This is a genomic window from Marivirga arenosa (assembly GCF_030503875.2).
GTDB classification, from domain to species: domain Bacteria; phylum Bacteroidota; class Bacteroidia; order Cytophagales; family Cyclobacteriaceae; genus Marivirga; species Marivirga arenosa.
This window is the reverse complement of the sequence record NZ_CP129968.2, coordinates 2,257,549-2,284,545: the sequence shown is the minus strand read 5'-3', so window position 1 is coordinate 2,284,545 and position 26,997 is coordinate 2,257,549. Positions and strand designations below refer to the sequence as shown.

The following is a 26,997-nucleotide window of genomic DNA, read 5'->3' as shown; positions in this document are numbered from 1 at the left end:
ATTTTAACCAATTCCTAATGCAATGAGGTCTGCTAGCACTACAACTCCTTCTCTCAAATAAGGATCTTTTATTTCGCCATCCGTATTGATTTTATTCACCAATTCAGGATCTGCAGATATTTTCTCGCTTAATTCGTTAGCTGCGTTTTGCCTCTCCAGAGCTTTTTCGTTTTCAGCTTTTCTTTGCTCAATATTTAAGCTGATTCTATACATACTTTGTTGGCTAACCGCTTCTTTAACGTCATTTTTAAGTGTTTTCAAATATGGCTCTTCCTCTAATCTTTTCTCGTGTTTGGCATTTAGTTTCGTCAGTATATCATCATTTATGTGTTTGGTAGTCTGATAATTAGAGCTTTCTATTTGATCCCATTCTAGAGCACGTTCGTATGAGCTTTCACCAAAGGTTTTAGCAGCATAAGGTGATGGCATTTTAATATCAGGTGACACCCCTTTATGTTGTGTACTGCTACCATTTACTCTATAGTATTTTGCTAAAGTTAATTTTACCTGACCTAATGTATCTTGAACTTTAGGCACAAATTGATTTAAAGAGATTAAGTTTTGAACCGTTCCTTTCCCAAAAGTATTCTCTCCAATGATTACACCTCTTTTATAATCTTGAATTGCTCCTGAGAAGATTTCTGAAGCAGAAGCACTGAATCTGTTGGTTAAAACCGTTAAAGGACCATCATAATATATTTCTTCATCTTCATCTTCGCCTAACTCAATACTCCCATCTGATTCACGAATCTGCACAACAGGTCCTTCCTTAATAAATAAGCCACTTAATTCTATAGCTTCTTGTAAAGATCCACCACCATTTGATCTTAAATCAATTACAATTCCATCTACTTGTGATTTAATAGTATCAAGAATCGCTTTAACGTCTCTTGTGGTACTACCATAATCTTCCTCACCGTTACGCATGGCTTCAAAATTCAAGTAAAAGGAAGGAATAGTAATAATGCCTACATTGTATTGGTTTCCATCACGATAAACCTCTTTTACCTCAGCATACGGAACTTGATTATCTAATTTGATTTTATCTCTAACGATCGTGATTTCTTGAGGAACGCCAGTAGAAATTGGAGTACCCGCTTCAATAATTTTTAAACGAACAACTGTTCCCTTCGGACCTCTAATTTTTTGAACAACATCATCTAATCTCCAACCGGTGATATCCACAAATTCACCTTCAATACCTTGTGCTACCGCTAATATTTTATCATCCGTATTAATTAATTTGCTTTCAAAGGCAGGTCCACCTGGTACTACTGAAGCCACTCTAGTATAATTCCCATCTGTAGTTAGGGTGGCACCAATTCCTTCTAAGGATTGGCTCATTCTAATTTTAAAGTTTTCAGATGTGATAGGTGAAAAGTAACTACTGTGAGGATCAAAGCTTTCTGCAAAAGTATTCATGTATAACTGGAAGACATCTCGCCCTTCATACTCCCCTATGGTTTGTTTTAATCTACTATATCTTTCTTTTAATAATCTTTCTATAGTGGAATCCGCTTTATCATCAAGCTTATAGTCTATGGCCTGGCTTTTCATTAATCTTCTCCATCTGTCGTTTAATTCCTCAACTGAAGCAGCATAATGGAGAGAATCTGGATTTACTGTTAAATATTCATCTTTAGTATAGTCAAAATCAAATGATAATTCGTTTTCGACATAGTCCATTCTTTCAAAAAAACGCTCTCTAAAAACATTAAAGATTTCAAAAGGAGGTAATAAATAACCTAACTTGATGTGGTCATCCAAACGTTCTCTATATTTCTGAAATCCTTCTAAGTCTTCTTTAAGGAAATAATGCTTGTTTACATCAAGTGAAGAAAGATATTCATCAAAAATGATTCGTGATAGATCATCATCAATTGCAATCTTTTCATAATGATACTGAGTTAATAATCCGGCTACTAAACGAGCCTCCATTGATTGGCTTTGATTAGGGCTAAGCTTCGAAGATTTCTCTTTTTGCGCAAATGCATTAACACTAAATAAGCCAATTAAAATATAAATGAATATTTTTTTCATGCTGTAAATATTGTAGTTCAAAATACTTGAACGGAAAATTTTCAATTTATTTTACTGAATTTGATAAGCGGTTATAAAGCCATTGGCAGTATGCTTGAAGCCGTTGGATTTTGGTAAAATAGATTTCTATCATGATTCTCCAATTTCCAAATCGCTTTATCCATCATCCACTTGATATAACGATTGAATTTATGTCCCATCCATACACTAGAATTGAGAATGACTACATAAGTATAACCATTATCTTTTCTGTTAATAAAACAAGCAGAGCCAGCTAATGTTCCTGTACGCCAAAAATTTTCACCTTTAGCCCCTTTCCATCCATATGCATCTTTATAGGAATTTCCCGCAACCATCATGGATCTACTCTCATCCGACAGCAGTTGATAGGCATTATTCGGATCCACTAAGGTAACAAGCTTAGCAAGCTGGGATGCATTTGCAATCCATCCGCCTGCAGCGCCTAAAGTATTGATATCACTACCGCCATAAGGTTTATTTACAGACTCATAATTCCCATCGAATGATTCGAATTTATAAGCTCCAGGGTGATTATAGTAGTGAACTTCAAATGGTCTTCTCTCCCATTCATAATTCCCTGAAATCCGCATACCATAGATGCCATTAGGCTCTAAAATATTATGATTCACATAGTTCTCGTATGAAGTCCCTGTTTTTTGCTCTATTATTTTTCCCAACAGCATATATCCAAAATTGGAATAAGCATATTGTGTTCCTGGTTTATATCTTAATCTTCTATGCTTTAAAACGAATTCGATTATATCATCCTCTGAAGGTGGCCCTTGCAGATTCATTATTCTTTTGATCTTAGCAGCTTGAAACATAAAATCACCATCTCTCCAACTCCATCCACCTTTATGGTTTAACAAATGCTTTACTTTTACTTTTTTATGATTAGAGTCTTTCATCTCATCATAATGAGATAAGATTCCTTTTTTACCGAATACATTATCATCTAAATCAATAATGCCATCATCCACCATTTTCATGATGGTAATAGCGGTTATTAATTTAGAGGCACTTGCAATCCTAAATAAATGTTTTGTATCTGTAGGTTCTTTAGTATCTATATTAGTATAACCGTAGCCTTTTGAATAAATCAGTTTATTGTCCTTCATTACAGCAACAGAAGCACCCTTAATATCCCATCTATCCAAAAACTTATGTATGGTTTGATCAAATTCAGGATTAAACTCGACTGAGTCCATTTCGGGTGCTGGAGCAACCACATTAAAATTAATGTAATTTAATTGACTCTGATTCCCCTCATCTATGGATCTAGTGAAGGCAACTTCAGTGGTAGTGTAAAAAGCAAAACTAATCGCGGTTACGCCTAAAACAATGGCAATTATTAATGTACTCTTCCTCAATTTAATAATAGACTTGGTTCTTTTTATGAATTTACAAGCGTTAATATTGCTTTAAAAGCTCAAATATACAACAATATAGCAGAATAACATACATATTCCGCGATAAGGGTTAACCAGTGATTTTCAAAATAATTCCGTTGAATTCGATATTCTTATAACAATAAGCTTAATTTTAAATTTAAGCTAATCAATCTTGAATCTGATACGGTTATTGATCACATGAAATACGATTACATTATAGGAGGTGCTGGCTTATCCGGACTTACTTTAGCCTGGCAAATGGCGAAGCATAACATACTGGATGATAAGCAATTATTAATAATTGATGCGGATAAAAAAGAAGCCAATGACCGTACTTGGTGCTTCTGGGCTCAACCTGAAATGTGGATTACAGAACTACCAATCAAGCAATCATGGAATAAAGCACAAGTAAAAGGAACTGACTTTGATTTAGTGCAAGATTTATCTCCTTACCGATATTATAAAATTGAAGGATTAGACTATTATGACTTCATTAAAAAAGAATTAAAGGAGTACCCTCAAGTTACTTTTATTCAAGACGTTATACTTTCTGAGGATTCAAAGCAAAAAATAGTCACCACACAGGAATCAAGCTATGATTATAGTGAGTATTTTTTCAAATCCTATTTCTATCCTGATGAATTAAAATCAATCCAAAACCCTAAAAAGCATTTTATATGGCAGCATTTCTATGGTTGGAAGATCAAAACTAAAGAAATTGCTTTCGATCCCAAAGTCATCACTTATATGGATATGAATGTGGCTGAGGAAATCAAGGGATTAAGCTTTGCATACATTTTGCCTGATTCGCAATATGAAGCAATGGTGGAATATACTTTGTTTTCTGCTCAGTTGTGGTCAGAAGAAGATTATAAAAATGCCTTAATTGACTATATCCGAAATAATCTTGGAATCACCGAATATGAAATTGAAGAAATAGAATTTAATAAAATTCCGATGACCAATGCCAGCTTTTCACAAAGGTCAAAAAGTATAGTTCCGATTGGTACTTTAGCGGGCACTGTTAAACCTAGTACGGGCTATTCATTTGTGAGAAATTATCAACATATACAACAGATCATTAAAAGCTTAAAATCAAATAAAGATGATTTTGCTATTAATAGCTCTGTTAAGTTTAAATTTTATGATGAGGTTTTAATTAACGTATTGCACACTTCCAAAAGCAGTGGTCATCAGGTATTTGGAAATTTATATAAGAAAAATAAGCTACCGCAACTTCTTAAATTCCTGAATGAGGAAACTAATCTCTTAGAAGACCTTAGAATTATGAATACAGTACCAAAATGGCCTTTTATAAAAGCTGTAGCTGAAGAATTAGTGAAATAATATCGGAGAAATAGAGCTTATCTCCTATTGCAAATGAATGCTTTTAAGCTAATTTTGCATCTCAAATTAACAATCATGAAAGAAGGATCAGATTCACTCAATTTTATAGAACAAATCATTTCAGAAGATTTAAAATCAGGAATGGATAAAAATGTCCTGCGTTTTAGATTTCCTCCTGAGCCAAATGGTTACCTACACATCGGACACGCAGCCTCAATATGCCTAAATTTTGGATTAGGTGAAGATTATCAATCACCTGTAAATCTGAGGTTTGACGATACTAACCCAAGCAAAGAAGAGCAAGAGTTTGTGGACTCCATTAAAAGTGATATTGAATGGTTAGGTTTTGAATGGGCAAAAGAATGCTACACATCTGATTACTTTCAAGAGCTATATGATTGGGCTGTAGAATTGATTAAAAAAGGAAAAGCCTATATTGACGGACAATCTCCTGAATTAATAGCAGAGCAAAAAGGAACACCTACTGAGCCTGGTAAGCCTTCTCCGCATAGAGACCGACCGGTAGAAGAAAATCTTGAGTTATTCGAGAAAATGAAAAATGGAGAGTTTGAAGCTGGTTCTTATGTATTAAGAGCTAAAATTGACATGGCTTCTCCTAATATGTTAATGCGTGATCCTTTAATGTACAGAATTATAAATAAGGCTCACCATAGAACGGGTACAGATTGGTGCATATACCCTATGTATGACTGGGCGCATGGTCAGTCTGATTATATCGAACAAGTTTCGCATTCCCTTTGTACACTTGAATTCAAATCACACAGAGAATTGTATGACTGGTTCTTAGATCAAATTTATGATGAGAACAAATTAAGACCTAAGCAAAGAGAATTTGCCAGACGTAATTTAAGCTATACGGTAATGAGTAAGCGTAAATTATTAGAACTAGTTCAGAGCAAGACTGTAGCAGGTTGGGATGATCCTCGTATGCCTACTATTTCAGGATTAAGAAGAAGAGGTTATACACCTGAATCCATCAGAAAATTCAGTGAGATCTCAGGTATTTCTAAAAGAGATAGCGTTACGGATGTATCCTTATTAGAATATGCGATTAGAGAGGATTTAAACAAAAAAGCAACGCGAGCAATGGCGGTTTTAGATCCTGTTAAATTAGTTATCACAAATTATCCTGAGGGAAAAACAGAAATGCTTGAAGCTGAGAATAATCCTGAAATGGAGAATTCTGGTGTTCATGAGGTCCCTTTTTCACGAGAGCTATACATAGAAAAAGATGACTTTAAAGAAGAAGCAGGCAATAAATATTTTAGACTTACTTTAGGTAAAGAAGTAAGATTGAAAAATGCATATATCATAAAGGGTGAATCTGTTGACAAGGATGAAAACGGTAACATCACCACTATTTATTGTACTGCTGATTTAGATTCACGTTCTGGAAGTGGAACAGAAGCAAGTATGCGAAAAGTAAAAGGAACCCTGCATTGGGTTTCAATTGAACATGCTGTTAAGGCAGAAGTCAGAGAATATGACAGATTATTTCTTGATGAAGCACCTGATGCACATGGACAAAAAAGCTTTATGGAATTTATTAACCCAGATTCCTTAAAAATCACTAAAGAAGCCTATTTAGAGCCATTTTTGGCTAGCTCAAGTATGGATGATAAATTTCAATTTCAGAGAGTTGGCTATTTTACTTTAGACAAAGATTCTTCGAAGGATCATCTCATATTCAATAAAACAGTAGGACTAAAAGATTCATGGGCTAAGAGTCAATCAAAAGACCAAAACCAAGCTCCAAAACAGAATCAGGCGCCAGCAAAAGGTGGTGGAAGAAGTCCAATTAATGAATTACAGAAGATCAGTAAAAAATACACTAATCTGTCAGGTAATAAATTAGAGACTGCTAGAAACAGCATTGTAAAGCTTGCAGAGGATATAAGCTATGAAGAATTAGAACCATTATTTGGTACTGCTAAAAAGAAAGTAGGTACGAGAATTGGAGTTACTATTGCTTTAGGTGTGTTATTGAATAAAGGCTTAGAAAGAAATGATGCAATCAACGAATTCATTCAAGCTGGCCTAGAAGATGATAACGATCTATTAAAGGAAGAAGCAAATACAATACAATAGCAATAGCTAAGTGATAAAAGTTAAAAGGCGGTTTGAAATGATTCAAACCGCCTTTTTTTATATTAAAATTTCTACTGATAATAGTTTAATGGTCAACCCATGCTATTTTGACTATATCTTCGACTTCAATTCTATAATTACCTTGTCGAATATGTCCATTTATCAATAATGCAGGTGGTAGTTCAGGAACTGTAACTGTTTCGTATTTCTTTTCAGGAATTTTATCAACCTTATGACTGGACAACCTTGCCTCGTGTATAGCACCAGATTTTAAAATAACCTGAATTTTACTATCAATTGGAATATCCTTTATTGCCTCGATTACTTCTTCCTTAGTCATATTTCTAGTATTTGTATTATAACCAAAAAATTAAATAAGTTGTTTATAGGCTTAATCCTCAATAATTGATAAAAAAGATAAAAGGTCAGACCTTTGGTAAAAGCAAACCTAACCTGGTCAGACGATAGACAGACCTAATACTGATTAAAACATTCCTGAAAAACTGTGCAAACGAACAGAAAATAGTTCAATACTTTATGCTATGAAAGAAACAAAAGGTCAGACCTTTGGTACTGACCTTAGTGCCTTACTCATCTTGGTCAGACGATAGTTAGACCTTAGGCACCAGCCCTTGTGTTTGAGTTAACTTGGTCAGACGAAAGTCGGACCTTTGGTGCCTTACTCATCTTGGTCAGACGACAGTCGGACCTTTGGTAAAAGCTAACCTCAAAAAAAAGAGTTTAAATCAATTTATTATTAGGAAGATATTATATTAAAGCATGAAAATTTCAACCAACCAACTTTATCATGTATATAATCAAGGTAACAATAAGGAAACGATTTTTAGAGACCATCGAGATTATATAAACTTCCTAAATAAAGTGAGAATAAATATCGGGTCCATTTCAAATATTATATGTTATTGCCTTATGCCAAATCATTATCACTTTTTAATTTCCACGACTGAGGATTCAATTAAACCCGTTAAATTGGGAAATATAAACTCACAAGCATTAAAAAATGGTTTCAGATTGTTGAATAGTTCTTATGCTAATGATTTTAATAAAAAACACAGTCGATCAGGCTCTTTGTTTAGGCAAAAAACAAAGTTTAAAGAATTAGAAAATTCAAAAAGTGATTATCCCTTTATTTGTTTTAATTATATTCATCAAAATCCTCTAAAAGCTGGTATAGTTAATAAAATGGAAGATTGGGAATACTCATCATTTAAGGATTATATGGGTTTAAGGAATGGCACACTTTGTAATTTCAAACTTGCTTATGAATTACTTGATTTAGACGCAGGATCATTTTACAATGATTCATATTCCATCATCAATGAAGATCTATTACCTGAACTATATCAAGAAAATGATAAAAGGTCTGACCTTTGATACAGACCTTAGTGCCTTACTCATCTTGATCAGACGATAGTAAGACCTTTGGTACAGACCTTAATGTTAACTCATCTTGGTCAGACGACAGTCAGACATTTGGTACTGACCTTAATGCAGATTCATATGGTCAGACGATAGTCAGACCTTTGGTGCTGACCTTAATGCAGATTCATATGGTCAAACGACAGTCAGACCTAAAACTGATTCCAAAATTGCTGAAAAACTGTGCAAACGAACAGACGATAGTTGAATTCTTTATGCTATAAAAGAAACAAAAGGTCAGACCTTTGGTACTGACCTTAATGCCTGACTCATCTTGGTCAGACGACAGTCAGACCTTTGGTGCTGACCTTAATGCTGATTCATATGGTCAGACGACAGTCAGACCTAAAATAATTTCTGTCAGACCTTCAGTTCTGACCAGATTAATCCATATCTTACATTTATTTTTCTAATATACTTTTCAAATCAACTTCAGAATAATTAATTGATTTTAATGTTTTGTGATCATTCTTTCTGAACACTAAATAAAAGTCATCTTTTTTCTCATAAAAAGCATCCTGATTTTGTGATTGGTAATGATTGACTGTTGCTTGCGCTTCGGCCTCTGAAGTACATACTTTACTCATATTTGACCTTTGAACTTCCTCAAATAATTCTGCAAACTTATCTCCCATCCCAAACTCAAGAATTGCACCCGCTAAAACATATTGCAAATCACATAAAGCATCTGCAGCTTCAACAACATCTTGATTTTCAACCGCTTCTTCTAATTCTTTTAGTTCCTCCTTTAAAAGATTCAGACGCAATTCAGCTCTCTTTTGGGGTGGAATTTGAGGATCAGATAATATGGGATGGTTAAATGTTTTATGAAATTTACTTACAAAATTCAGCGCTTGTGCTTCTTTCATATTTTAGGTTTTAAAAGTGAATTTTTAATTTTAGGAAATTAAATATATATAATTCCTGTTGAAATTTCACTTTGGATAATACTATAGATAAAATAGGATTTGGAGGTGGTTGCCATTGGTGTATTGAAGCAGTATTTCAATCTTTAAAGAGAGTAGAAAAAGTCGAACAAGGATGGATAAAATCTAAATATCCCTATCATTCATTTTCGGAGGCTGTTATTGTACATTACAAAAAGTCCATAATATCCCTAAAAGAGCTCATTTACATACACTTAAACACTCATAGTGCAACTTCTCAACATATTATGCGATCTAAATATAGATCAGCTATTTATTACTTTCATGAAACAGATAAGCTTACAGCTGATCAGTGTTTAAATGAACTGAAGATCAAATTCCAGCAAGAATTAATCACAAAAACTCTAGTATTTAATGAGTTCAAATTAAATACGGATAACTATTTAAATTACTATAAAAACAATCCGGATAAGCCTTTTTGTAAAACCTATATTCATCCAAAATTAGAATGGTTAAAGCAAAATTCATCCATTCCTGAATCATAAATTCTCATTTCCGTATTAATTACTAAAGAAATGAAATTATGAGTAGAGCATTTGTTAAAGAAGATGATCAGGAGGAAGCTCCATTTATACCCCCCAGAGCACCACTGCCTACAGGGGAATCTAATTATGTGACTCCAGCAGGTAAAGAAGCGCTATTGAAAGAAAAAGAATTATTGGAGTTAGAAAAGGAGCAATTAAAGAAAATAGAAAAAGAATCTGACAGACGAAAATCACAGCTGGAAATAAATGGAAAACTAAAGCTTCTAGAAGAAAGAATAAATTCTGCCAAAGTCATTATAAATGACAACCAAAATCCTCATGAGGTCAGATTTGGAGCCCTCATAAAATTTAAAATGAATAATCAAATTCAGAATTTCCAAATTGTAGGAGCTGATGAAGCAGATGTAAAACAGCAAAAGATTGCATTCTTCTCACCAATTGCACAAGCCTTAACTGGTAAACAAAAAGGTGATACAACCAGCTTTCAATTGGGTAAAGAAACCAAAGAAATCGAAATTCTTAATATTGAATATTAATTTCTAATCTGAACCTCTACTCTCCTATTTAATTTTCTACCATCAATACTAGAATTGTCAGCAATTGGGTTTAACTCTCCTTTTGGTTCTATTGAAATGTTTTCAGATTTAACTCCATGCTTTATAAGCCAGTTTTTTAAACTTTCAGCTCTCTTTTCAGATAAGATTCTATTGTAGTTTTCATCTCCAACATTGCAAGTATGCCCTGTAAGCACAAAACCCTTAATATAGCCCTTTTTCAAATTCTCATTCAATTCCATTAATGATTTCTGATTTTCATCAATTACTACATCATCAAAATCAAATAGTACTGAATAGTTTTTAATCACTATATCTTCTGATTCGGACTGATTAATTCCTGCTTTTGAAGCGCTGCTGCCGCTACTCAGGCTTGAAATGGTATTTTCACTAAGCATTGCCAATTTGACTTCCTCTGCCCAATTCGTACTAATAATTTTAAAATCTATTCTATTATTAACATTAAATATGGAATTGATATGTTTCTTATAATCATCTTGATTAAGCTCAACATCCCCTTTAGGTGTTAGTATGAATTGATCTTCATTAAAATCTTGCTGAACATAAAATTCCCGTATCTTCTCTAATCTTTCTTTTGATAACTCTAAGTTTTGTAAACTATCCTCAAAATCATGTGCATGTCCAGTCAATTCAAATTGTAATCCCACATATTGCTTGAAATCTTCTAATAATCTGACTAGTTCAAAATAAGTTGACATTACAAATTCAGAACCTTCCTTTTCAAATTGAATATTATGACTTGTGAAAGATTCTCCTTCCTGAACCGGAACTGTATGAATATCCGCTGTTTCAATCATATATTCCTTTTGGTTAGTTAGATCAATATAATGACTCTCGCTTATGACATTTGACTTATTTACATAAAAGAAATAGGATGCACCAGTAGGTAGAATAGCATTAAAGTGATTCGACTCATAATCTATATTAACCTCAGATTCTGAAGCACTTGTTGTCAAAAAGTTTACATTATATTCAATGCTATCTGAACTATTATTTTCAGAAAGAAATTGACCCTTAAGTAGGATTACAGGATCTGGTCGAAACTGATAGGGTATGGTGATGGAATATATATCTCTGCTACCTTCTCTTCCGCCCTCTGCACTAACATAATAACCAATTGATCCATTAGCGGGAATGGTATAATAGGCTTCAAATCCTTCACTATTAACATCAGGTCCTAGATTCTGTGGTTCTGACCAATTTGTCCAGGTAGAGTCTAATCTTTTAGAATAAAAAATATCGGCATTCCCGTAGTTTTCATGTCCCATAGAGGCAAAAAATAAAGTTTTATTATCCGCTGCCAGAAAGGGAGAAAATTCAGGTCTTTTGGTATTAATCTGTTCTCCTAAATTTATAGGAGTAGACCAATTACCATCTTTATCCTTTTTACTAACATACAAATCTTGATCACCATAACTATCATTACGATCTACAGCAATAAGTAATTCCTTACCACTAGTACTAAAGAAATAATCGATATAAGAACTTTTGTTATAGAAATCTTTAATGACCACTTTCTTAGGTACTGTCCATCCACTGTCTGTTAAATGACTAACCGCTATACCTTCCTCCTTTTTAGAGTTATCATAGGCATCGAGTAAGAATAATGAATTTGCAGTTGGGGATACTGAAACTACTCCATTAGGATATTCATTATTAAGTGGTTCGCCAATGTTAATGGCTTTTTCCCATCCTCTTAAACCATATTTGCTCACATAAATATCCTGGTCGTCATCAACACCCATAAAATTATCAGGTGAATTTTGTCTGGCAAAAAACAGATAATTACCATCTGCAGAAATCATGGGTTTTGATTCTGTGTAAATAGTATTTATTGAGTCAGAAAGATTAGTTTTAATTATTTCTTGGGCAAATACTAAACTTAAGTTCAATAAAAAAATGCTGGTTGAAATAATGGAAATTTTATAAATTCTCATCATTCAGTATTAAGATTGATCTATACGAATATAAAAGATTAAATTATTACATGAAACAAAACTACCTAAATTATTGAAATTCAGTAAATAATATAGATATAAATCGATACTTATTAGACCAATAATATTTTTTGACAGACAAATGAATGTATGAATAATCTAAATTTTAGCGACATAAAGAAAGAAATTGAAATAATAACTTCACGTAGCAGCGGTAAGGGAGGACAGAATGTGAATAAGGTAGAAACCAAAGTGATGCTGAAATTCAACATTAAAACCTCCCAATCTCTAGATAACCATCAAAAGGAATTGATAAAACAAAAGCTATCGAATAAATTAAATAAAAATGGTGAATTAATTATTACAGCTGAAGCAAAAAGATCTCAACTAAAAAATAAGGAAATTGCATTTAAAAAGCTGGAGAGGTTATTAAAAAAGGCATTTGAAAAGCCAAAAGTTAGAAAGAAGACCAAGCCAACCAAAGCTGCCCAGAAAAAAAGATTAAAGTCTAAGAAACTACATTCCGAAAAGAAAAAACTGAGAAAGAATCCTGAACTATAATTATTAAGGCACTAAAAAAGATTGGTCACTATTCTCAAAATCAAATTTAGCTCTAATATGTCCTTCTTTATTTAATTGCAATACTTCCATTAATTGAAGTTTTAGTATAATAACAGTAAAATGTTTATCATCAATCTCAGGCTTCAATTTATGTCCTTCAGTTAGGCTTTCAATTGGTTTACCCGGGTTCAACTTAGTATTATAAGATTCCTTTCCTGAAATAATTGAGTTCCAATGATGATTGGATACCTCATCCTTATAATGCAGTTTAGCATGCGTCTTTAATTTAAGTTGAAGCTTTTTTTGTTTATCATAAGCAAGTATTGAAACCCTAGGATTAGCTTCTATTTCATGAACTTTACCCGAACGATAATCGGTATAAACATAAAGCTCTAACTCTTTTTTATCGAATTTCCTTAACACTACATATCTTGTATTAGGAAAGTCTTCTGAAATGGTATTAAACACAATGTACCTATATGCTGATTTTGGATCGTTACCCGCTCGGTTCAAAAGATTTAATACCGTTTCATTTATTTCATCAAGTGTTGATTCAGAATTTATTAAACTCATTTCAAACGTTTCTTAATATTTTTATTCATCCATTTTCCGAAATTTGCCCAAAATAAGCCTTGCATCCAGCTCCATAATTTATAAAATGATGGTTTTACAAAACTACTAAGCTGAACTGTAACGATTCGTTTATCCTCTATATCTTCAGTAAAAAACTCTAATCGGTAAGGACGAATGAATCTAAATGAAAACACATAACTACCGTAATAATATTTTAAATCTCTGTAATGTGCATTTACCTCTCCTATTTCACCTGCTAATGACAACAAGGGGCCATGGTGAGTGTTTAATACACCAGGTTCAAATTCATGTTCTTGGGAAGCATCTTTAAGAAACTCTACTCGAAAAGGCCATATTTGATGATCAGTAAAGGTCTTTGGGTTGTTTAGCCATTGCCAGATTTGTTCTTCTGTATAGTAAGATTCAAATTCCCTTGAAAAGACGTGGTTTTTGAAATGCTTAGGTTTTAGTTGAAGAGTTTTTTCAGTTTTCATCTATTATTTTTCCTATTAACTCCCCAAATATGAATTTGTTAATTCTCTAAAATAAATTCAACCGCCATCTCAATATGCAAGTCTGTTGTTCGAAGCATCGGTAATTCTGAATCTATTCCTTTTAGCAAAATTGGAAGCTCTGTACAGCCCAGTATTATTCCATCAGCACCTCTTTTCTTCATTTCCTTAATTTGATTAAGATAAAATGATTTGGCTTCATCAGAGAATGTGCCTTGAGTAAGCTCTTTGGAAACATAGTAGTGAGATTTATCTAAACTTTCGCCTTCGGGGATAATGACCTCCATACCATAATCATTTTTTAATTTTGAAGATATGAAGTCACCAGTCATGGTAGGTTTATTCCCTAGTAATCCTAATGTTTTCATTTTTGAAGCTTGAGCTGATTTTCCTGTGGCAGTTCCTATATGTAAGATTGGGATATCAATTTTAGGCTGAACATAATCGTAAACCATGTGTGGTGTATTAGCACAAATTATAATAGCATCCGCTCCTGCTTCTTGTAACTTTTTGCTTACTTCAAGATATTTGGAATTGATTTTTTCCTTATTCTGTTCTCGCATTAACTCAATATTAATGCTATAAATTAAAAGCTCTGGATTGGCTTGTTTCCCTATTACTTCAGATACTTTCTGATTGATTTGTGTATAATATTCTACTGTTGCATGCCAGGAAGTCCCCCCTATTAGTCCTAAAGTTTTCATGTCAATATCATTTTTTGATATACATTAATATACGTTCAAAAACTTAGTAAGAAGGTAACTAAGGTTACTTAAAGTCCTATTTCTGTATTTTAATACTATATGAATGCACTCGTTCCAAAAGAGGGGTTTTGAAAATTATACCTTTTTCTAGGTATTGTTAAATGCTTTTAAACAATATAATTTGCTATTTTTATACAGTTCAACAACAAAACCTAAATGACATGAATTACAAAATTTCAACAATCGTACTGTTATTGGCTTTAATAGCTGTAGTTATTTTTCATATCTCTACCACAAATGAAAAAATTGAAACTACGCAAGATTCAATTGAAAACATGCAAGATGAACCATCAGATGAAATTTTCTTTGATAAAGAATTAGCTGAAAGATTTAAGAAAGATAGTTCAAGATTTAAGCCTAACCATGGTAGATTGATTAGTCCAGATAAAGCTCAGAAAAAATTAAACGACTTCCTTAAAAACCCTAACAGACCTAATATATCTAATCCTTACGGTTACTCTTTTGGAGTAAACAACTTTTTAGAATTTGCTAATTATGTGGATTCCTTAAAAAACAATGGAACTCCTAAAAGAGGAAAAATAATTGGTGTCAGGGTATATAGAGCTATTACCAAGGATACAATCACGAACAAAAAATATTATGATGTATTTATGATACCTGTAGCAGAAGATGGATTTGATTATCCTAAAATCCATGATTTTAAAGATAATGATTTTTTAGATGGAGGAGATGGAATTTTAAATGCATCCGTCCCTTGTCCTGACCAATGTAATTAATATGGAATTATTTAATCTCATAATCACTACATTATCAGTTTATTCTCCTGTATTATTTTTCATTACACTATTTATAACAAAAAATGAAAATTATTTAGATATAGATAAAATTTTAATTACGCTGGTATCTGTAGCTTTTATCTCAGATATCAGCTTAAAATACTTTATTGAAGGTAGAAACTACATCTATATATTTATTTATATGTTGGTTGAATCAGTTTTAATCCTAATTTTTTATCAGAAAATATTAAATCGAAAACGAAATATTATTTTAGGATTAAGCCTTATTTATTTAGTCTCCATTATTCTTGAACTTTTCTATAAAAACCCTGTAAATGACTTTTTCAGCTATTCATTAACCGTTAAGAATTTTATCTATATCATTTTAGCCCTTTTTTATTTTATTGAAATTTACAGATATGAAAAAGATATTTTCAATAAAGAAGCTCCACAATTTTCATATAATGTAGGGATATTAATATATGCTTCTTTAGCTTTTTTTCCTGTATTCTTGGCTACAGAATTAATGTCAGGATTTTTTGACTTTTCCTTATGGTATATACACAATATTGGTAATATATTGAAGAATATAATTTTTGCAGTAGGCTTATGGCTGGTTCAGAAAAGATGATTTTACTTACACTTGCAATTGGAGCCTCAGGCATGTTGACTTTAGCCGTAAGCATTATCCTGTTTATCTACTTCTATCAAAGAAAGCTTCTTAAACGAAAGATAGAATTTCAGAAAATTGAAGAATTATTAAGTGCTCAAGAATTAAAAAACGCCTATTCATTATTGGAAGGCCAAGATCAAGAAAGGCAAAGGATTTCAAAAGAACTACATGATAATCTAGGTAGCCTATTGGTTACTGCAAATTTATCTGTTGATACCATTCCAAAAAAAGGATTAGATCCTCAGGTATTAAATAAAATCAATACTATTGATTCTCTCATCCAAAAGGCAGCTGATGAAACGCGTAAAATTTCACATAGCTTGGATTCTGGACTATTGAAACACTTTGGACTAGAGGCATCATTAAAGGATCTTGATACAACTTTAAAAAAGGTCACAACTTTAAAAACTGATTTCGATATTCAAATAAGTGGGAAATTACCAAACTCCATAAATACCCAGATTTACAGAATCATTCAAGAACTAGTAAATAACACGCTTAAACATGCAAAGGCTAAGAAAATACGATTAGAAGTCTTAGAGTTTCAAAATCAATTTATTAATATCATTTATGAAGATGATGGATTTGGATTTGATACTCATGGGAAAGAAAATATCAAAGGAATAGGACTTCGAAATATAGATAAGCGAATCATGAAGCTTGGAGGAAAAATGACTATTGAATCAGCACCGGGTAAGGGATTAATCGCAATTATTGAAATACCAATAAATGAATAAAATAAAACTAATATTAGCAGATGATCATCAGATAATTCTAGATGGATTATCAGAAGTTTTAAAAAAACACGATGATTTAGAGCTTTTAGGTCAGTTCCATAATGGAAAAGAGGTGTATAGCTTCATAAAAAATAATGAAGTGGATGTTGCCATTTTAGATATCAATATGCCTGAAATGGATGGAATTAGTTGTGCTAAAATTCTAAAGAGAGAATACCCTAATATTAAAATCATAATGCTAACAATGTATGCCCAAAAATCATTTATTGATGAAATAATTAAAATTGGAATAGAAGGTTGTCTCCTGAAAAACAACTCAGGCAAAGAGCTCTATGACGCGATTCTTAGGGTTCACAGTGGTAAGTTCTATTATGACAAGATAAAGGACTTTACTAATTCTCAAGAAGAGATTGCTTCTTATAAGTTGGGTGAAAGAGAAATTGAAATTATAAAACTACTTTCTGAAGGACTTGCCACAAATGAGATTGCTGAAAGACTTTTTCTATCCAATCATACAGTTAGCACGCATAGAAAAAATATATTAAAAAAGACTGGAGTAAACAATACCACCCAATTAATTCAATTTGCACATGAAAATCATCTTATTTAGAAACTAATCTTCTGCCTTTTCAATTATTTCCCAAGTATGATCTGCCAATAATTTTACAGTAGCTAAATATCTCATATTCTTCTGACTTCTACCCCATTCCCCTGGTGCAACTAAAGATAATATATCTTTACCATCAGCACCTTCATACATAAAGTATGTATGATTGATAAGTGGCTCAAAATTAATCTTAGCTAAATATATTCGCTCTGAAATTTCAACTCTATTTTGAAGCTCATTCGCTTGTTTGGCCAATAACTGCATTTGCTCATACAACTGACTCATCTGACGATCAGTTTGCTCATGCATGGCTGAAACAGCTCTGCCTTTTATTTTACCTCTGTCGGTTGGTTTAATAATAGCACTACCAGAATGATGCGGAAAAGAAATAGTACCAGGGTTTTCAGTGGTACCTTCTTTCATTTTATCCAGATCTATTTTATCAACATCAATTTTTTTACCCTTCTCACTCATATTCTATATATTACCTTCGGATTTCTACTTCCATTGGATCCACTTGCTTAACACTATCTTTATCGGAATTGTTATACTCCCCTTTCTTAGATGGCCTTCCCCCTGGAAACTTTGTTCTAGTGGACATATCATACACCACATAGAAAACAATGAGCATAAATATTATGGCGATTATTAAAAAAACTTTAGACTTTTTCATAACTAATTATCTTCATCATTATTTAAGTTAAATAACGAAAATGGTTCTTTAAACTGGATTTCTTTTATAAAGTTATAATAGATCGTAATTCCAGACTTGAGTACTTCAACCCCTATTCTTTCATTAGAACCATGAATGCTATTTATATCTCTTTCAGTAACTACAGCAGGTATAAAACCATAAGATGGAATATCATATGATCTAAATAAGCTATTATCACTTGTAGCTGGAAATAAAAATGGAATGGTTTCCGCTTCAGGATAGCTTACAGAAATTGATTTCTCAATTGCTTTGTAGTATTTATTCAATTTAGAAGGTTCCGCTTCCGGACTTTCAGCAATCACACTAATTTCAATATTCTCATTATCTAGTTTTCTTTCAATGTAACGAATAAAGCTTTTTGAGGATGTGCCAGGCACTAAGCGACAATCCAATACTGCAGTAGCCGATGTACTTACTTGATTCGGTGGGCCAGGTGGATTGTAGATATTAGTTACTGTAACAGTATTAGTTAATAAAGAAGATAGAAAGGGCTCTCTTTCTATTTGTTTACGTACAAAAGGGGCTAAAATTGACCAGTTAATATTCCGAATAAAAAAGCCTCTCACTCCACCTTCTGCCCTACCTAACCTTCTGAACATTTGCCGAGTGCTTCTGTTGAAAAAAAGTATTACCTTTCGATTTGTTAAATGATTAAGGCTATTAATCAGCTGCATATTTGCATAATTATTGGAAGGTGCTGCTCCATGACCTGCAGAATTGCTGTTGATTTTTAATTGAAGCCATAAGCTTTGTTTTTCAGCCACCGAAACTCCAAAAACTACCTTATCTGGATAATTTTTCAATACATTTTGATAGCCTGCTCCTCCTTCACCTAATACTACTGCTGCATTTAGTTCATCTTGGAAATTATTCATTAGATAACGAGCTCCATTTTTACCCCCAGTTTCTTCAGCAGAAAGAAATAGAACTGTAACATTATAAGGCAATTCAGTTGTATCGTAATCATGTTGAAAAGCCTCCAAGGCTTTGATTTGCATAATACCAAGACCTTTGGCGTCCAAAGCTCCTCTACCATATACATAACTTCCATCATAATGACCACTGTAGGGATCATATTTCCAGCGATCTAGATCATCAATGGGCACTACATCTATATGGCTTTGAAGAATGATGTTAGGTTTACCACTACTTAAGGGGTAAAGTGATGCTGCCAGATTATAATTATCCGAAAAGTTTGAAAAAACTCTTAAATGTAGATCAGTTGTTAGGATGTAATCTTCAATAAAGATAGCGGCTTCTTTTTCACTACCTGAAACAGATTCTCTTTGTATGTAAGCTGATAGTAAGTCAATAGATTCTTGAAATGAAATTGATTTAGGTAAACTATCAGAATAAGATATTTTTTGAGCTATTACTACACTCGAAATTAAAAAAGTAAATAGCGTAAAAAATACTAGCCTCATATTAGGTTATTTTATCTTCCATCCATAAATATCCAACACCTATAACAAACAGTATAAAAATCCATATTGTTATAAAGTGCTTTTGAAATTTATAGTTTGATTGCTTCTGCTCTAAACTTTCAAAATTAAGATAATTTAAATAACTATTGTTGTATTCATTCAGGAATTGTGAAGCATTGGTAAGCTTAGAATCATGAACATAAAAAGGAATTAATTTTGAAGGATTTTCAAGCTGGATAAAATGCCATCCAACCCTTGCAGGATAGAACATATAGTGCGCTCTTTCTGGGTAAATTTCATCCTTAATTTTTTCCATTTCAATAGTGTCCTTTGAAGGATTAATTACTGCTAATTGATCAAAAGTATTTACAGACCAAACCGTAAAATTAAAAGGATGATATAAAACAGGCCAAGCAGTTTTATCATAAAATATTGATTTCTCATTTTGTACTAATTCTTGAAATACGTTCTTCCATATTCTATCATATTCTTGATTATTGCCTGATAAGCTCAATTGAAATGTATTTTGAAAATTGATTATACCATAAATTATATCTGGCCTTACTGTTCTAAAAAGGCTATTTTTTCCTACTTCGGTAAAGTCTTTTATAGTATTGATTTGTAGGTACTTATAGTATTCTTGATCAAGTAAATTATCACCTGTACTAAAAATATTAGTTATTTTAGACATGCCTAAATCAAGCGAGATATTCGTGTTTTCGTTCGATCTGAAGATTAAGCTACCTTTGTTTTTAGTGAGTTCATCTCGGAATCTACCCTGTTGCACCTTAGTTAAATTATTCCAAGATTTAGCATCTACCAATAGAATTTTCAAATTGGAAACCACACCCCTATTTATTGAAATTGAATCACTCCAATTAATTCTCTTTATAATGTATTTATCCTTTGAAATTTTAGTTTTTTGATAAACAGAATGGCCTTCAGTTTTTAAATAATTTGTTAAAAATTTCCACTCAAAATCAGGTGCTGCAGATAGAATTTGAATCCTATATAATTCAGGTTTTTTAACTTCAACAGAAAAATTATAATCGTAATTTTTATCTGATATTTTAATGAAATTATCGGCTGATACTTTCGGTAAAGTAGATATTTCAGCCTGACTTTTTTTAGCCACTTTAAATGGAATTGTATTCTGATTTATGATTAATTTTTCTGATATCTCTTGATCATAATTATTCCTAATTACGATCTTTAAACTATCTCCTAAATCAATTGACTTTGGATAATCGATCGTTAGTCCCCCCTTTAAATTATAATCAATTCTTTTATTATAATAACGAGGATTAAGCTGTGGGAAATAACCATATAAGAAAGCCGTATCAATTTGAAAATCTAACTCCTCAAGTGAAAATGAAGTAGCATTTTCTGTTCCGAAATAGGTGAACTTATAATTTGAATCTTGTTTTAAAACAGGAATATTATATTTACTAAATAATGAATCTTGAAAATTATGTGGTAGAACGTGACTAATTAATACAGCAGAGCTCTTGGGTTTTTCTTGTAGTATATAAGGCTTTAGATAAATGAGATATAAGGAAGCAATTGTCAATATTACTGCTAAAACTCTTAAAGGAAGTCTTCTTCCTTTCTTTCTTATTTCCCAAAAAAGTAGAAGTATTGTAATTGCAATTAAAACAATTAGATGTTCAAAAGACCATAGATTTTCCCAATATATATTTAGTAAAAACTTATTCATTTAATAATTGATAATAGGATTGCAATAAGTCTGTTTTCAGTGAAGCCTGATTAGATTTGGATATTTGATTATTCAATTCTAAAATCAACTCTAAATAAGCCAATACATCGCGTAGTTTATCTAATGTTTTATCATTTTGGAAAGCTTTAATAGCTACTAAAATTTTGGAATAACGAACAGGCTCATTCGTGATTTTGATTATTAGAGTCTCAACAAAACTATTTAATATTTTATCTGCACCTTCTAAATCATTGGCAATATAGGCTGAATTTAATCCTTGATAAGCATTCCTTATCTTTTCATTAAAGCTTATTTCTTGTCTATTGTTATTGACTAGATTTGGTTTAATATCCTTCATTTCTCCAGTTAAGCGCTTCCTAGCCTCATCTATTGGTGGCGGTTCAAAGCCTAATCTTTGAACATAAATTCGGGAAGCTCTTTTAACCTCTTTAATCAACTTCAAGGCTTGGTATTCATAAGGTAAAGCATCTTTTGGTTTGTAGGTTCTTAGATAAAGCTCAGCTTCCCACATATTGGCAAGGGCTTCCTTTAATTTAGCTTTTACTTCCGCATCCAAAAAAGTTGACAATTCACTTTCATCATGAGCATGTACATAAGCTGCTAATTCAGGAGTTTCATTATAGATGGGATTAGAAAAATTACTATGCTCATCTCCACTTTCATTTTCATGATCATGACCTTCATGTTCATCTTCTCCACTTTCTATTTGGCCATGGTCATGTCCTGAATGATCAATTTCTCCTAAGCCTCCAGTAGTTTCAAATTCCTCTCCTAAAAATACTCCATACCGTAACCTTAACACCTTTTGATCTGCGCCTATATTATTACTTCTTCCTTCAAATTCAAGCTGACTGATGCTACTTTTGTCTTCAAGCAAAGCTTCAGTATCAATAATAATTTGACGCTGACTTTTAAAATATTCTGCTTCATTGGTTAAAGCAAAGCCTTCATATTCTACCGATTCATATTCTGCTGTATCTTCAATAGAAAGAAAATACACATCTGTTCTAGTAAATTGAGAGCGATATGGATTATTATCTTTTGCTTCAAAATAGAAATACAATTCATCTCCAGGATTTAAATCAAAAGTATCTAAGGGTATTTTAATTTTGTTTTGAAATGCTTTTAAACTATGATTACTTTTCATGATTGAGGCTTTCATCTCTCGAAACTTTACAGATTCACCTTCACCCCTACTTAAAGTCATAACAGCATCTATGGAATTAATACCATAGTCATCCTCCCCCTTTAAATTAAATGAGAACGTCTGATTTAAATCTTCCCATTTGATCTCATATCGGTTAAATTCTAAATTTGTTGAAAGAGAGGGTTTAGCATCTTCAGTTATTTCCAAAAGTTTTGGTTCATTTGTTATTAAGCTGTCTTGTTGCAAGTATGATATCTCATACAATGATGACTTATAAAAATTAAATGTCTTTCGAGTATTTTTAGCTACTGAATATGTGCTCTTATTCTGCCATAATAAATCAAAATCTATTTCTCCCCTATTTGAAAAAATAAGCTTACTGTACTCAGGTATTTTTTTACCTTCTTTCCAAATAAAAGATCTTAATCTCGTATAAGGTGCCGGATATATTTTAAGCTCATAATCAAATATCAAACTATCATCAGTATTTGAAAGCAATAATTCATTAGTTGAATTTTCCTTAGATATTTCTATTGAATCTGTTGGGAAATCAAATGGGATAATTATTGAAATAATCCAAAATAATACACTCATTACCAATAAAATAGATGAAGATTGCCAATTAAAGTCAAAACTGATTTGGTTGAGTTTTGGTAAATGAGCTTTGACTTTAGATTTTTGAATTTCTTCTAGCTCACTAACTCGCTCTCTTTGAAATACTCCTAAACTATATTCAAGTTTAGGGTATTTATGATGTAAATACCTTATGATCTCCTCATCATTCCACAGTATTCTAGGATGCCATAATAATACTAGTAGTAAAACTGATAAATGATAGACAATCTGAAAAGCAAGTATCGACTGAAGGTCAAAAATATTACATACAGTCTCAAGCAATAAGCTAGAACTAAATAACCACAATAAGACATTGATTATCAATCTTAAGTAAAATTGAATTAAAAGCTTATTCCAATATTTTTTAAACGCTCTATCCATGATGCTTTCTATAACTTATAAAACGTTCTGATAGAATTAACAAGAGAATAGAAATCATAATCCATTCGTCATAATCCTGATTAATAATGGCTTTTAATTTCATCTCGTTTTGACGATGATATAATTGATCTAATGAGGAATAATAATACTCTGGTTTAGCAATCTCGGCTATAAATTCAGAGATTAATAATACAATAAAATCCTCATTTAGTGGATTTAAAAACCAAGTCTTATTGATAAGTAAAACTTGGTAATTAGGGTATCTTTCTATAGTATAATCACTTGATACAGAATTATTAATGACAAGCTGATTGGCATTTAAATCACCTAACTCATCAGATAATATAAGTTCTGAATTGAGCTTTTTATTTGGCTGAAATACCAATTGATTTGAAGTATAATTTTGATTGGCCTGTAATAAGTTTTCTATTTTATTATTAACTAGTTTATCCTCAATTTCTAGATTATAATGTATTGTATCAGTTGATTTAACCAGAGATTTCAATTGATTATTTTCACCTTTGTTAATAATTTTCAAATCAAATGGAAGTTTTGGTATAGCTCCTACAAAGCCGTTTTTTGGTAAGTTATCAATGTAAATTAATGAATCAATATCATTTCTTTTATTTGCTATCTCACTTAAAAGAAACCATTTATTTGCAAGTGAATAGGTTTTAAATTCAATAGCTTCCATTTTATAATATTTATCAGAACTGTAAGCATTTGGAAGTTCAATATCCACTCCTATTAATACAACAGTCTTTTTTTCAGTTTCTTGTTTAAAGAATAGATTTGACATTAAGAATACTACCATAACCAAAATCAAGGCTCTTAATAGAAATAATAGCTTTTCTGAAAATGCAATTTTATTTGAACGCTGTGTACTGCTTTCCTTAAGAAACTGAATACTTCCTAAGGAAATAAGCTTCGTTTTATTCTTACTCCATAGATGAATAATAATAGGAATGATGAGTGTCAATAACCCCCAGAGTGCTATAGAGTTAGTCAAACTCATACCCAGGATTGATTTAAGTGAGACAATAATTGAAATATAGATTTATTGAAGCTTTCTTTACCGTTCATTTGCCAATAAACGATTCCGTTTTTCACACATTCTTGTTTGATTTCAGCTTTCCATTTTGCAATTCTATCAACATATTCAGTCTTACTTTCATTTTTATTTATTTCTACTATAGCTTCGCTTTCTAAATCCTTAAAGCTAAAATACTGTCCTTCGAAATCTAAATTCTCTTCATTATCAAATAAAAGGTGAATGAGCATTACCTCTTTTGATGCCACTGACCAATCACTTAACAAGCTTTTTAGCTGAGAAAGCTCACCATATCCGTCAGTAAATAAGAATACTGTATTTTTATTGTTGATTTGAGAATGAGGCTTTAAATCCTTTAGCTCAATATTCTGTTCAGTTTCTAAATGAATCAAGCGATAAAGGAATTCTTCAAAGCCTTGTGGCGGATTATCTTGATTGAAAATATAATATTTATCAAACTGATTATTAGCTATATATGCAAGAGCAGCAATTAAGGTTCTGGCCCAATTAAATTTAGAATTTTTGCTATATTCAAAATTCATAGAAAGGCTATTATCCAGTACAAATATGAAGTCGTGCTGCTTTTCCATTTCAGCTTCCTTGATCATATAATGATCAGTTCTGGCAAAATATTTCCAATCTAATTGCTTTAATGAATCACCGGGTGTATAATTCCTGTATTCCTTAAATTCAATTCCAAATCCAGATTTAGGACTTTGATGCATACCAATCATCAAACCTTCGATATGATGCTTTATGAAAAGCTGCATTGCTTTCAACGCTTCAAAATCAGGTAATTGAAATATGGAATTAAAATAACTCATTAAGCTTTATTTAATCTGATTTAGTAATCCCTTAATAAGTTGATCAACAGTATATTTTTCTGTTTTAGCTACAAAATTTAAAACAATCCTATGTCTTAACACAGCCAAAGTTACTGCCTTTATATCATCCGGAATTACAGATAAACGACCAGCCAAAAATGCATGTGCCTTCGCTGCCAAAACTATTGATTGTCCAGCTCTTGGTCCTGCACCCCAATCTACATATTGTTTTACTAACTCAAGATCAGAGGTTTGAGGCCGGGTTGAGCGAACTAATCTGCTGATAAGTTCTAATAAACTTTTATCAATATGGATATCGCGAACCCATGATCTAGCATGAATAATATCTTCTGCTGACAAAATTGATTTGAGCTCATTTTTTTTATTTGCTGTGGTTAGCTCTAATATATCAACTTCTTCTTGATCTGTTGGATATTCTACTACCGTGTAAAATAGAAAGCGATCTAATTGAGCTTCAGGCAAAGGATATGTCCCTGATTGCTCTAAAGGATTTTGAGTAGCTAAAAGAAAGAAAGGCTTAGGCAGCTCATAGGTTGTACCAGCATAAGTAACTTCCCTTTCCTGCATGGCTTCCAATAACGCGGATTGAGTTTTAGGTGGAGTTCTATTGATCTCATCAGCTAATAAAATATTAGTAAAAATAGGGCCCTTATTAAATTTAAAGAATCGTTTGCCAGTGCTTCTATCTTCTTCCAAAACTTCCATACCAACTATGTCCGAGGGCATTAAATCAGGGGTAAACTGAACACGATGGAAATCAAGATGTAAAATTTTAGCTAATGACCTCACTAAAAGGGTTTTCCCTAAACCAGGAACCCCTTCCAATAAAATATGGCCATTTGCTAATAAGGCCATAAATACCTCACTTACTACGTTTTCCTGGCCAATAATCGCTTTTGAAAGTTCTTTTCTAGCCGATTTAAATTTATTAACCGCATCCTTTATTTCTTTTTCTTCCATTTTTTATGTTCAATTGAAGGTTTATCAGTTAAATAGTGCATACATTACAATATTGACTGCAAATTTGGTATTGTCTTCTGCTAACCATCGTTTATTTCTAAAATCATAGTCCCATTCGCAACCATAATCTTTATTACTGTATAGTATCCTTATTTTATTATCTATTTCAATAGCTTTTAAATAATCATGAACAATATCATCCCCCCAACCATTTAGCTCCTGTGAAGTAGTAGGAGGACCATCTTCGAATTCGAAAAAACTGTAATAGATATCATGATCATTAGGAATTTTCTTCAAGGCATTCTCTCCATATATTTCATTCATTTGTCTTTCAAATGATTTAGCAAATAATCCATCAATATCGTGATTACAATCATCTACAAATATAAATCCTCCGTTTTCAATATATTTTGTGAAATTCTCCTTTTCATCAGCAGTAAACTGAACCAATTTGTGACCACTTAAATAGCAGAAGGGACAATTAAAAAGCTCTTTACTTGCTAAAGCCACAACATTTTCCTGAGTATCTACCGGAATGTTTGTATATTCTATTAAAGAATTCAATAGATTAGAAGGCATCCTTTGATCTACATTCCAATCGCCTGATTCATATTGTAAACGTGTGAAGAAAAACTCATTCATTTTACTAGTTTACGCTAAAAACA

27 protein-coding genes are annotated in these 26,997 nt (G+C 32.1%); 10 read left to right on the top strand and 17 right to left on the bottom strand.

Features of this window, described 5'->3' with window-relative positions; translation table 11 throughout:
• Nucleotides 1–3 precede the first annotated feature (3 nt).
• Nucleotides 4–2,040, bottom strand: coding sequence for a carboxy terminal-processing peptidase (locus QYS47_RS09920; RefSeq protein WP_322345848.1), 2,037 nt, complete (start codon nucleotides 2,038–2,040; stop codon nucleotides 4–6).
• Nucleotides 2,041–2,111: 71 nt separating this feature from the next.
• The gene (locus QYS47_RS09915) at nucleotides 2,112–3,431 is read right to left on the bottom strand and encodes a serine hydrolase domain-containing protein (protein ID WP_322345846.1); all 1,320 of its coding nucleotides are present in this window, start codon (nucleotides 3,429–3,431) and stop codon (nucleotides 2,112–2,114) included.
• Nucleotides 3,432–3,650: 219 nt separating this feature from the next.
• On the opposite strand from QYS47_RS09915, the gene QYS47_RS09910 reads away from it, so the two are divergent.
• Nucleotides 3,651–4,799: a lycopene cyclase family protein gene (locus QYS47_RS09910; RefSeq protein ID WP_322345844.1), complete on the top strand. Its 1,149-nt coding sequence runs from the start codon at nucleotides 3,651–3,653 to the stop codon at nucleotides 4,797–4,799.
• Between the two features lie 75 nt (nucleotides 4,800–4,874).
• The gene (locus QYS47_RS09905) at nucleotides 4,875–6,908 is read left to right on the top strand and encodes a glutamine--tRNA ligase/YqeY domain fusion protein (RefSeq protein ID WP_322345842.1); all 2,034 of its coding nucleotides are present in this window, start codon (nucleotides 4,875–4,877) and stop codon (nucleotides 6,906–6,908) included.
• Nucleotides 6,909–6,993: 85 nt separating this feature from the next.
• On the opposite strand, the gene QYS47_RS09900 is transcribed toward QYS47_RS09905, so the two are convergent.
• Nucleotides 6,994–7,248, bottom strand: coding sequence for a hypothetical protein (locus QYS47_RS09900; RefSeq protein WP_302125421.1), 255 nt, complete (start codon nucleotides 7,246–7,248; stop codon nucleotides 6,994–6,996).
• Nucleotides 7,249–7,898: 650 nt separating this feature from the next.
• Here QYS47_RS09900 and QYS47_RS09895 point away from each other — a divergent pair.
• Complete coding sequence (locus tag QYS47_RS09895; RefSeq protein WP_322345839.1) at nucleotides 7,899–8,303, top strand: hypothetical protein; 405 nt, start codon at nucleotides 7,899–7,901, stop codon at nucleotides 8,301–8,303.
• Between the two features lie 446 nt (nucleotides 8,304–8,749).
• Here the strand turns inward: QYS47_RS09895 and QYS47_RS09890 are convergent, their stop codons facing one another.
• Nucleotides 8,750–9,217 carry a nucleoside triphosphate pyrophosphohydrolase family protein gene (locus QYS47_RS09890; protein ID WP_302125425.1) on the bottom strand — a complete coding sequence of 156 codons (468 nt, stop codon included), beginning with the start codon at nucleotides 9,215–9,217 and terminating at the stop codon, nucleotides 8,750–8,752.
• A gap of 71 nt (nucleotides 9,218–9,288) precedes the next feature.
• Here QYS47_RS09890 and QYS47_RS09885 point away from each other — a divergent pair, with 71 nt between their 5' ends.
• Nucleotides 9,289–9,780, top strand: coding sequence for a peptide-methionine (S)-S-oxide reductase (locus tag QYS47_RS09885; protein ID WP_302125427.1), 492 nt, complete (start codon nucleotides 9,289–9,291; stop codon nucleotides 9,778–9,780).
• A 38-nt stretch (nucleotides 9,781–9,818) separates the two neighbouring features.
• The gene (locus tag QYS47_RS09880) at nucleotides 9,819–10,316 is read left to right on the top strand and encodes a GreA/GreB family elongation factor (RefSeq protein WP_302125429.1); all 498 of its coding nucleotides are present in this window, start codon (nucleotides 9,819–9,821) and stop codon (nucleotides 10,314–10,316) included.
• Here QYS47_RS09880 and QYS47_RS09875 read toward each other — a convergent pair.
• Nucleotides 10,313–12,295 carry an OmpA family protein gene (locus tag QYS47_RS09875; protein WP_322345837.1) on the bottom strand — a complete coding sequence of 661 codons (1,983 nt, stop codon included), beginning with the start codon at nucleotides 12,293–12,295 and terminating at the stop codon, nucleotides 10,313–10,315. The genes QYS47_RS09880 and QYS47_RS09875 overlap by 4 nt on opposite strands.
• 147 nt (nucleotides 12,296–12,442) lie before the next feature.
• Here QYS47_RS09875 and arfB point away from each other — a divergent pair, with 147 nt between their 5' ends.
• Nucleotides 12,443–12,853 (top strand): alternative ribosome rescue aminoacyl-tRNA hydrolase ArfB, encoded by a 411-nt coding sequence (gene arfB / locus QYS47_RS09870; RefSeq protein ID WP_302125440.1) that lies wholly within the window; start codon nucleotides 12,443–12,445, stop codon nucleotides 12,851–12,853.
• 3 nt (nucleotides 12,854–12,856) lie between these two features.
• Here arfB and QYS47_RS09865 read toward each other — a convergent pair whose 3' ends face one another.
• Genes QYS47_RS09865 through QYS47_RS09855 form a run of 3 tightly spaced genes read right to left on the bottom strand, consistent with a single transcriptional unit; the run spans nucleotide 12,857 to nucleotide 14,642 of the window.
• Entirely contained in the window at nucleotides 12,857–13,426 is a 570-nt protein-coding gene (locus QYS47_RS09865) for a pyridoxamine 5'-phosphate oxidase family protein (protein WP_322345835.1), read from the bottom strand.
• Nucleotides 13,423–13,920, bottom strand: coding sequence for a hypothetical protein (locus QYS47_RS09860; RefSeq protein ID WP_322345833.1), 498 nt, complete (start codon nucleotides 13,918–13,920; stop codon nucleotides 13,423–13,425). Before QYS47_RS09860 ends, QYS47_RS09865 begins: the two co-directional genes overlap by 4 nt.
• Nucleotides 13,921–13,958: 38 nt before the next feature.
• Complete coding sequence (locus tag QYS47_RS09855) at nucleotides 13,959–14,642, bottom strand: aspartate/glutamate racemase family protein (protein ID WP_302125445.1); 684 nt, start codon at nucleotides 14,640–14,642, stop codon at nucleotides 13,959–13,961.
• A 221-nt stretch (nucleotides 14,643–14,863) separates the two neighbouring features.
• Here QYS47_RS09855 and QYS47_RS09850 point away from each other — a divergent pair, with 221 nt between their 5' ends.
• The 4 genes from QYS47_RS09850 to QYS47_RS09835 are packed head-to-tail and all read left to right on the top strand — an operon-like array spanning nucleotide 14,864 to nucleotide 17,459.
• Nucleotides 14,864–15,439, top strand: coding sequence for a hypothetical protein (locus QYS47_RS09850; RefSeq protein ID WP_302125447.1), 576 nt, complete (start codon nucleotides 14,864–14,866; stop codon nucleotides 15,437–15,439).
• Between the two features lies 1 nt (nucleotide 15,440).
• The gene (locus tag QYS47_RS09845) at nucleotides 15,441–16,070 is read left to right on the top strand and encodes a hypothetical protein (protein WP_322345832.1); all 630 of its coding nucleotides are present in this window, start codon (nucleotides 15,441–15,443) and stop codon (nucleotides 16,068–16,070) included.
• Nucleotides 16,049–16,849, top strand: coding sequence for a sensor histidine kinase (locus tag QYS47_RS09840; protein WP_322345830.1), 801 nt, complete (start codon nucleotides 16,049–16,051; stop codon nucleotides 16,847–16,849). Before QYS47_RS09845 ends, QYS47_RS09840 begins: the two co-directional genes overlap by 22 nt.
• Entirely contained in the window at nucleotides 16,842–17,459 is a 618-nt protein-coding gene (locus QYS47_RS09835) for a response regulator transcription factor (protein WP_322345829.1), read from the top strand. Before QYS47_RS09840 ends, QYS47_RS09835 begins: the two co-directional genes overlap by 8 nt.
• A 3-nt stretch (nucleotides 17,460–17,462) precedes the next feature.
• On the opposite strand, the gene QYS47_RS09830 is transcribed toward QYS47_RS09835, so the two are convergent.
• From QYS47_RS09830 to QYS47_RS09790, 9 genes are read right to left on the bottom strand one after another with little or no spacing between them, the layout of a single operon-like run.
• Nucleotides 17,463–17,930 carry a DUF2452 domain-containing protein gene (locus tag QYS47_RS09830; RefSeq protein WP_302125460.1) on the bottom strand — a complete coding sequence of 156 codons (468 nt, stop codon included), beginning with the start codon at nucleotides 17,928–17,930 and terminating at the stop codon, nucleotides 17,463–17,465.
• 10 nt (nucleotides 17,931–17,940) lie between these two features.
• Entirely contained in the window at nucleotides 17,941–18,129 is a 189-nt protein-coding gene (locus QYS47_RS09825; RefSeq protein WP_302125462.1) for a hypothetical protein, read from the bottom strand.
• A 2-nt stretch (nucleotides 18,130–18,131) separates the two neighbouring features.
• Nucleotides 18,132–19,595 (bottom strand): M20/M25/M40 family metallo-hydrolase, encoded by a 1,464-nt coding sequence (locus QYS47_RS09820; protein ID WP_322345828.1) that lies wholly within the window; start codon nucleotides 19,593–19,595, stop codon nucleotides 18,132–18,134.
• A gap of 1 nt (nucleotide 19,596) precedes the next feature.
• A complete protein-coding gene (locus QYS47_RS09815; protein WP_322345827.1) occupies nucleotides 19,597–21,312 on the bottom strand; it encodes a hypothetical protein in 1,716 nt (571 codons plus the stop codon).
• Complete coding sequence (locus QYS47_RS09810) at nucleotides 21,305–23,476, bottom strand: hypothetical protein (protein ID WP_322345826.1); 2,172 nt, start codon at nucleotides 23,474–23,476, stop codon at nucleotides 21,305–21,307. The genes QYS47_RS09815 and QYS47_RS09810 overlap by 8 nt, the downstream gene beginning before the upstream one ends.
• Entirely contained in the window at nucleotides 23,469–24,491 is a 1,023-nt protein-coding gene (locus QYS47_RS09805; protein WP_322345825.1) for a BatA domain-containing protein, read from the bottom strand. The genes QYS47_RS09810 and QYS47_RS09805 overlap by 8 nt, the downstream gene beginning before the upstream one ends.
• Nucleotides 24,488–25,351, bottom strand: coding sequence for a DUF58 domain-containing protein (locus QYS47_RS09800; protein WP_322345824.1), 864 nt, complete (start codon nucleotides 25,349–25,351; stop codon nucleotides 24,488–24,490). The genes QYS47_RS09805 and QYS47_RS09800 overlap by 4 nt, the downstream gene beginning before the upstream one ends.
• A gap of 6 nt (nucleotides 25,352–25,357) precedes the next feature.
• Nucleotides 25,358–26,332: an AAA family ATPase gene (locus tag QYS47_RS09795; protein WP_322345823.1), complete on the bottom strand. Its 975-nt coding sequence runs from the start codon at nucleotides 26,330–26,332 to the stop codon at nucleotides 25,358–25,360.
• Between the two features lie 24 nt (nucleotides 26,333–26,356).
• Nucleotides 26,357–26,974: a DUF4159 domain-containing protein gene (locus tag QYS47_RS09790; RefSeq protein ID WP_308356735.1), complete on the bottom strand. Its 618-nt coding sequence runs from the start codon at nucleotides 26,972–26,974 to the stop codon at nucleotides 26,357–26,359.
• Nucleotides 26,975–26,997: the final 23 nt, after the last annotated feature.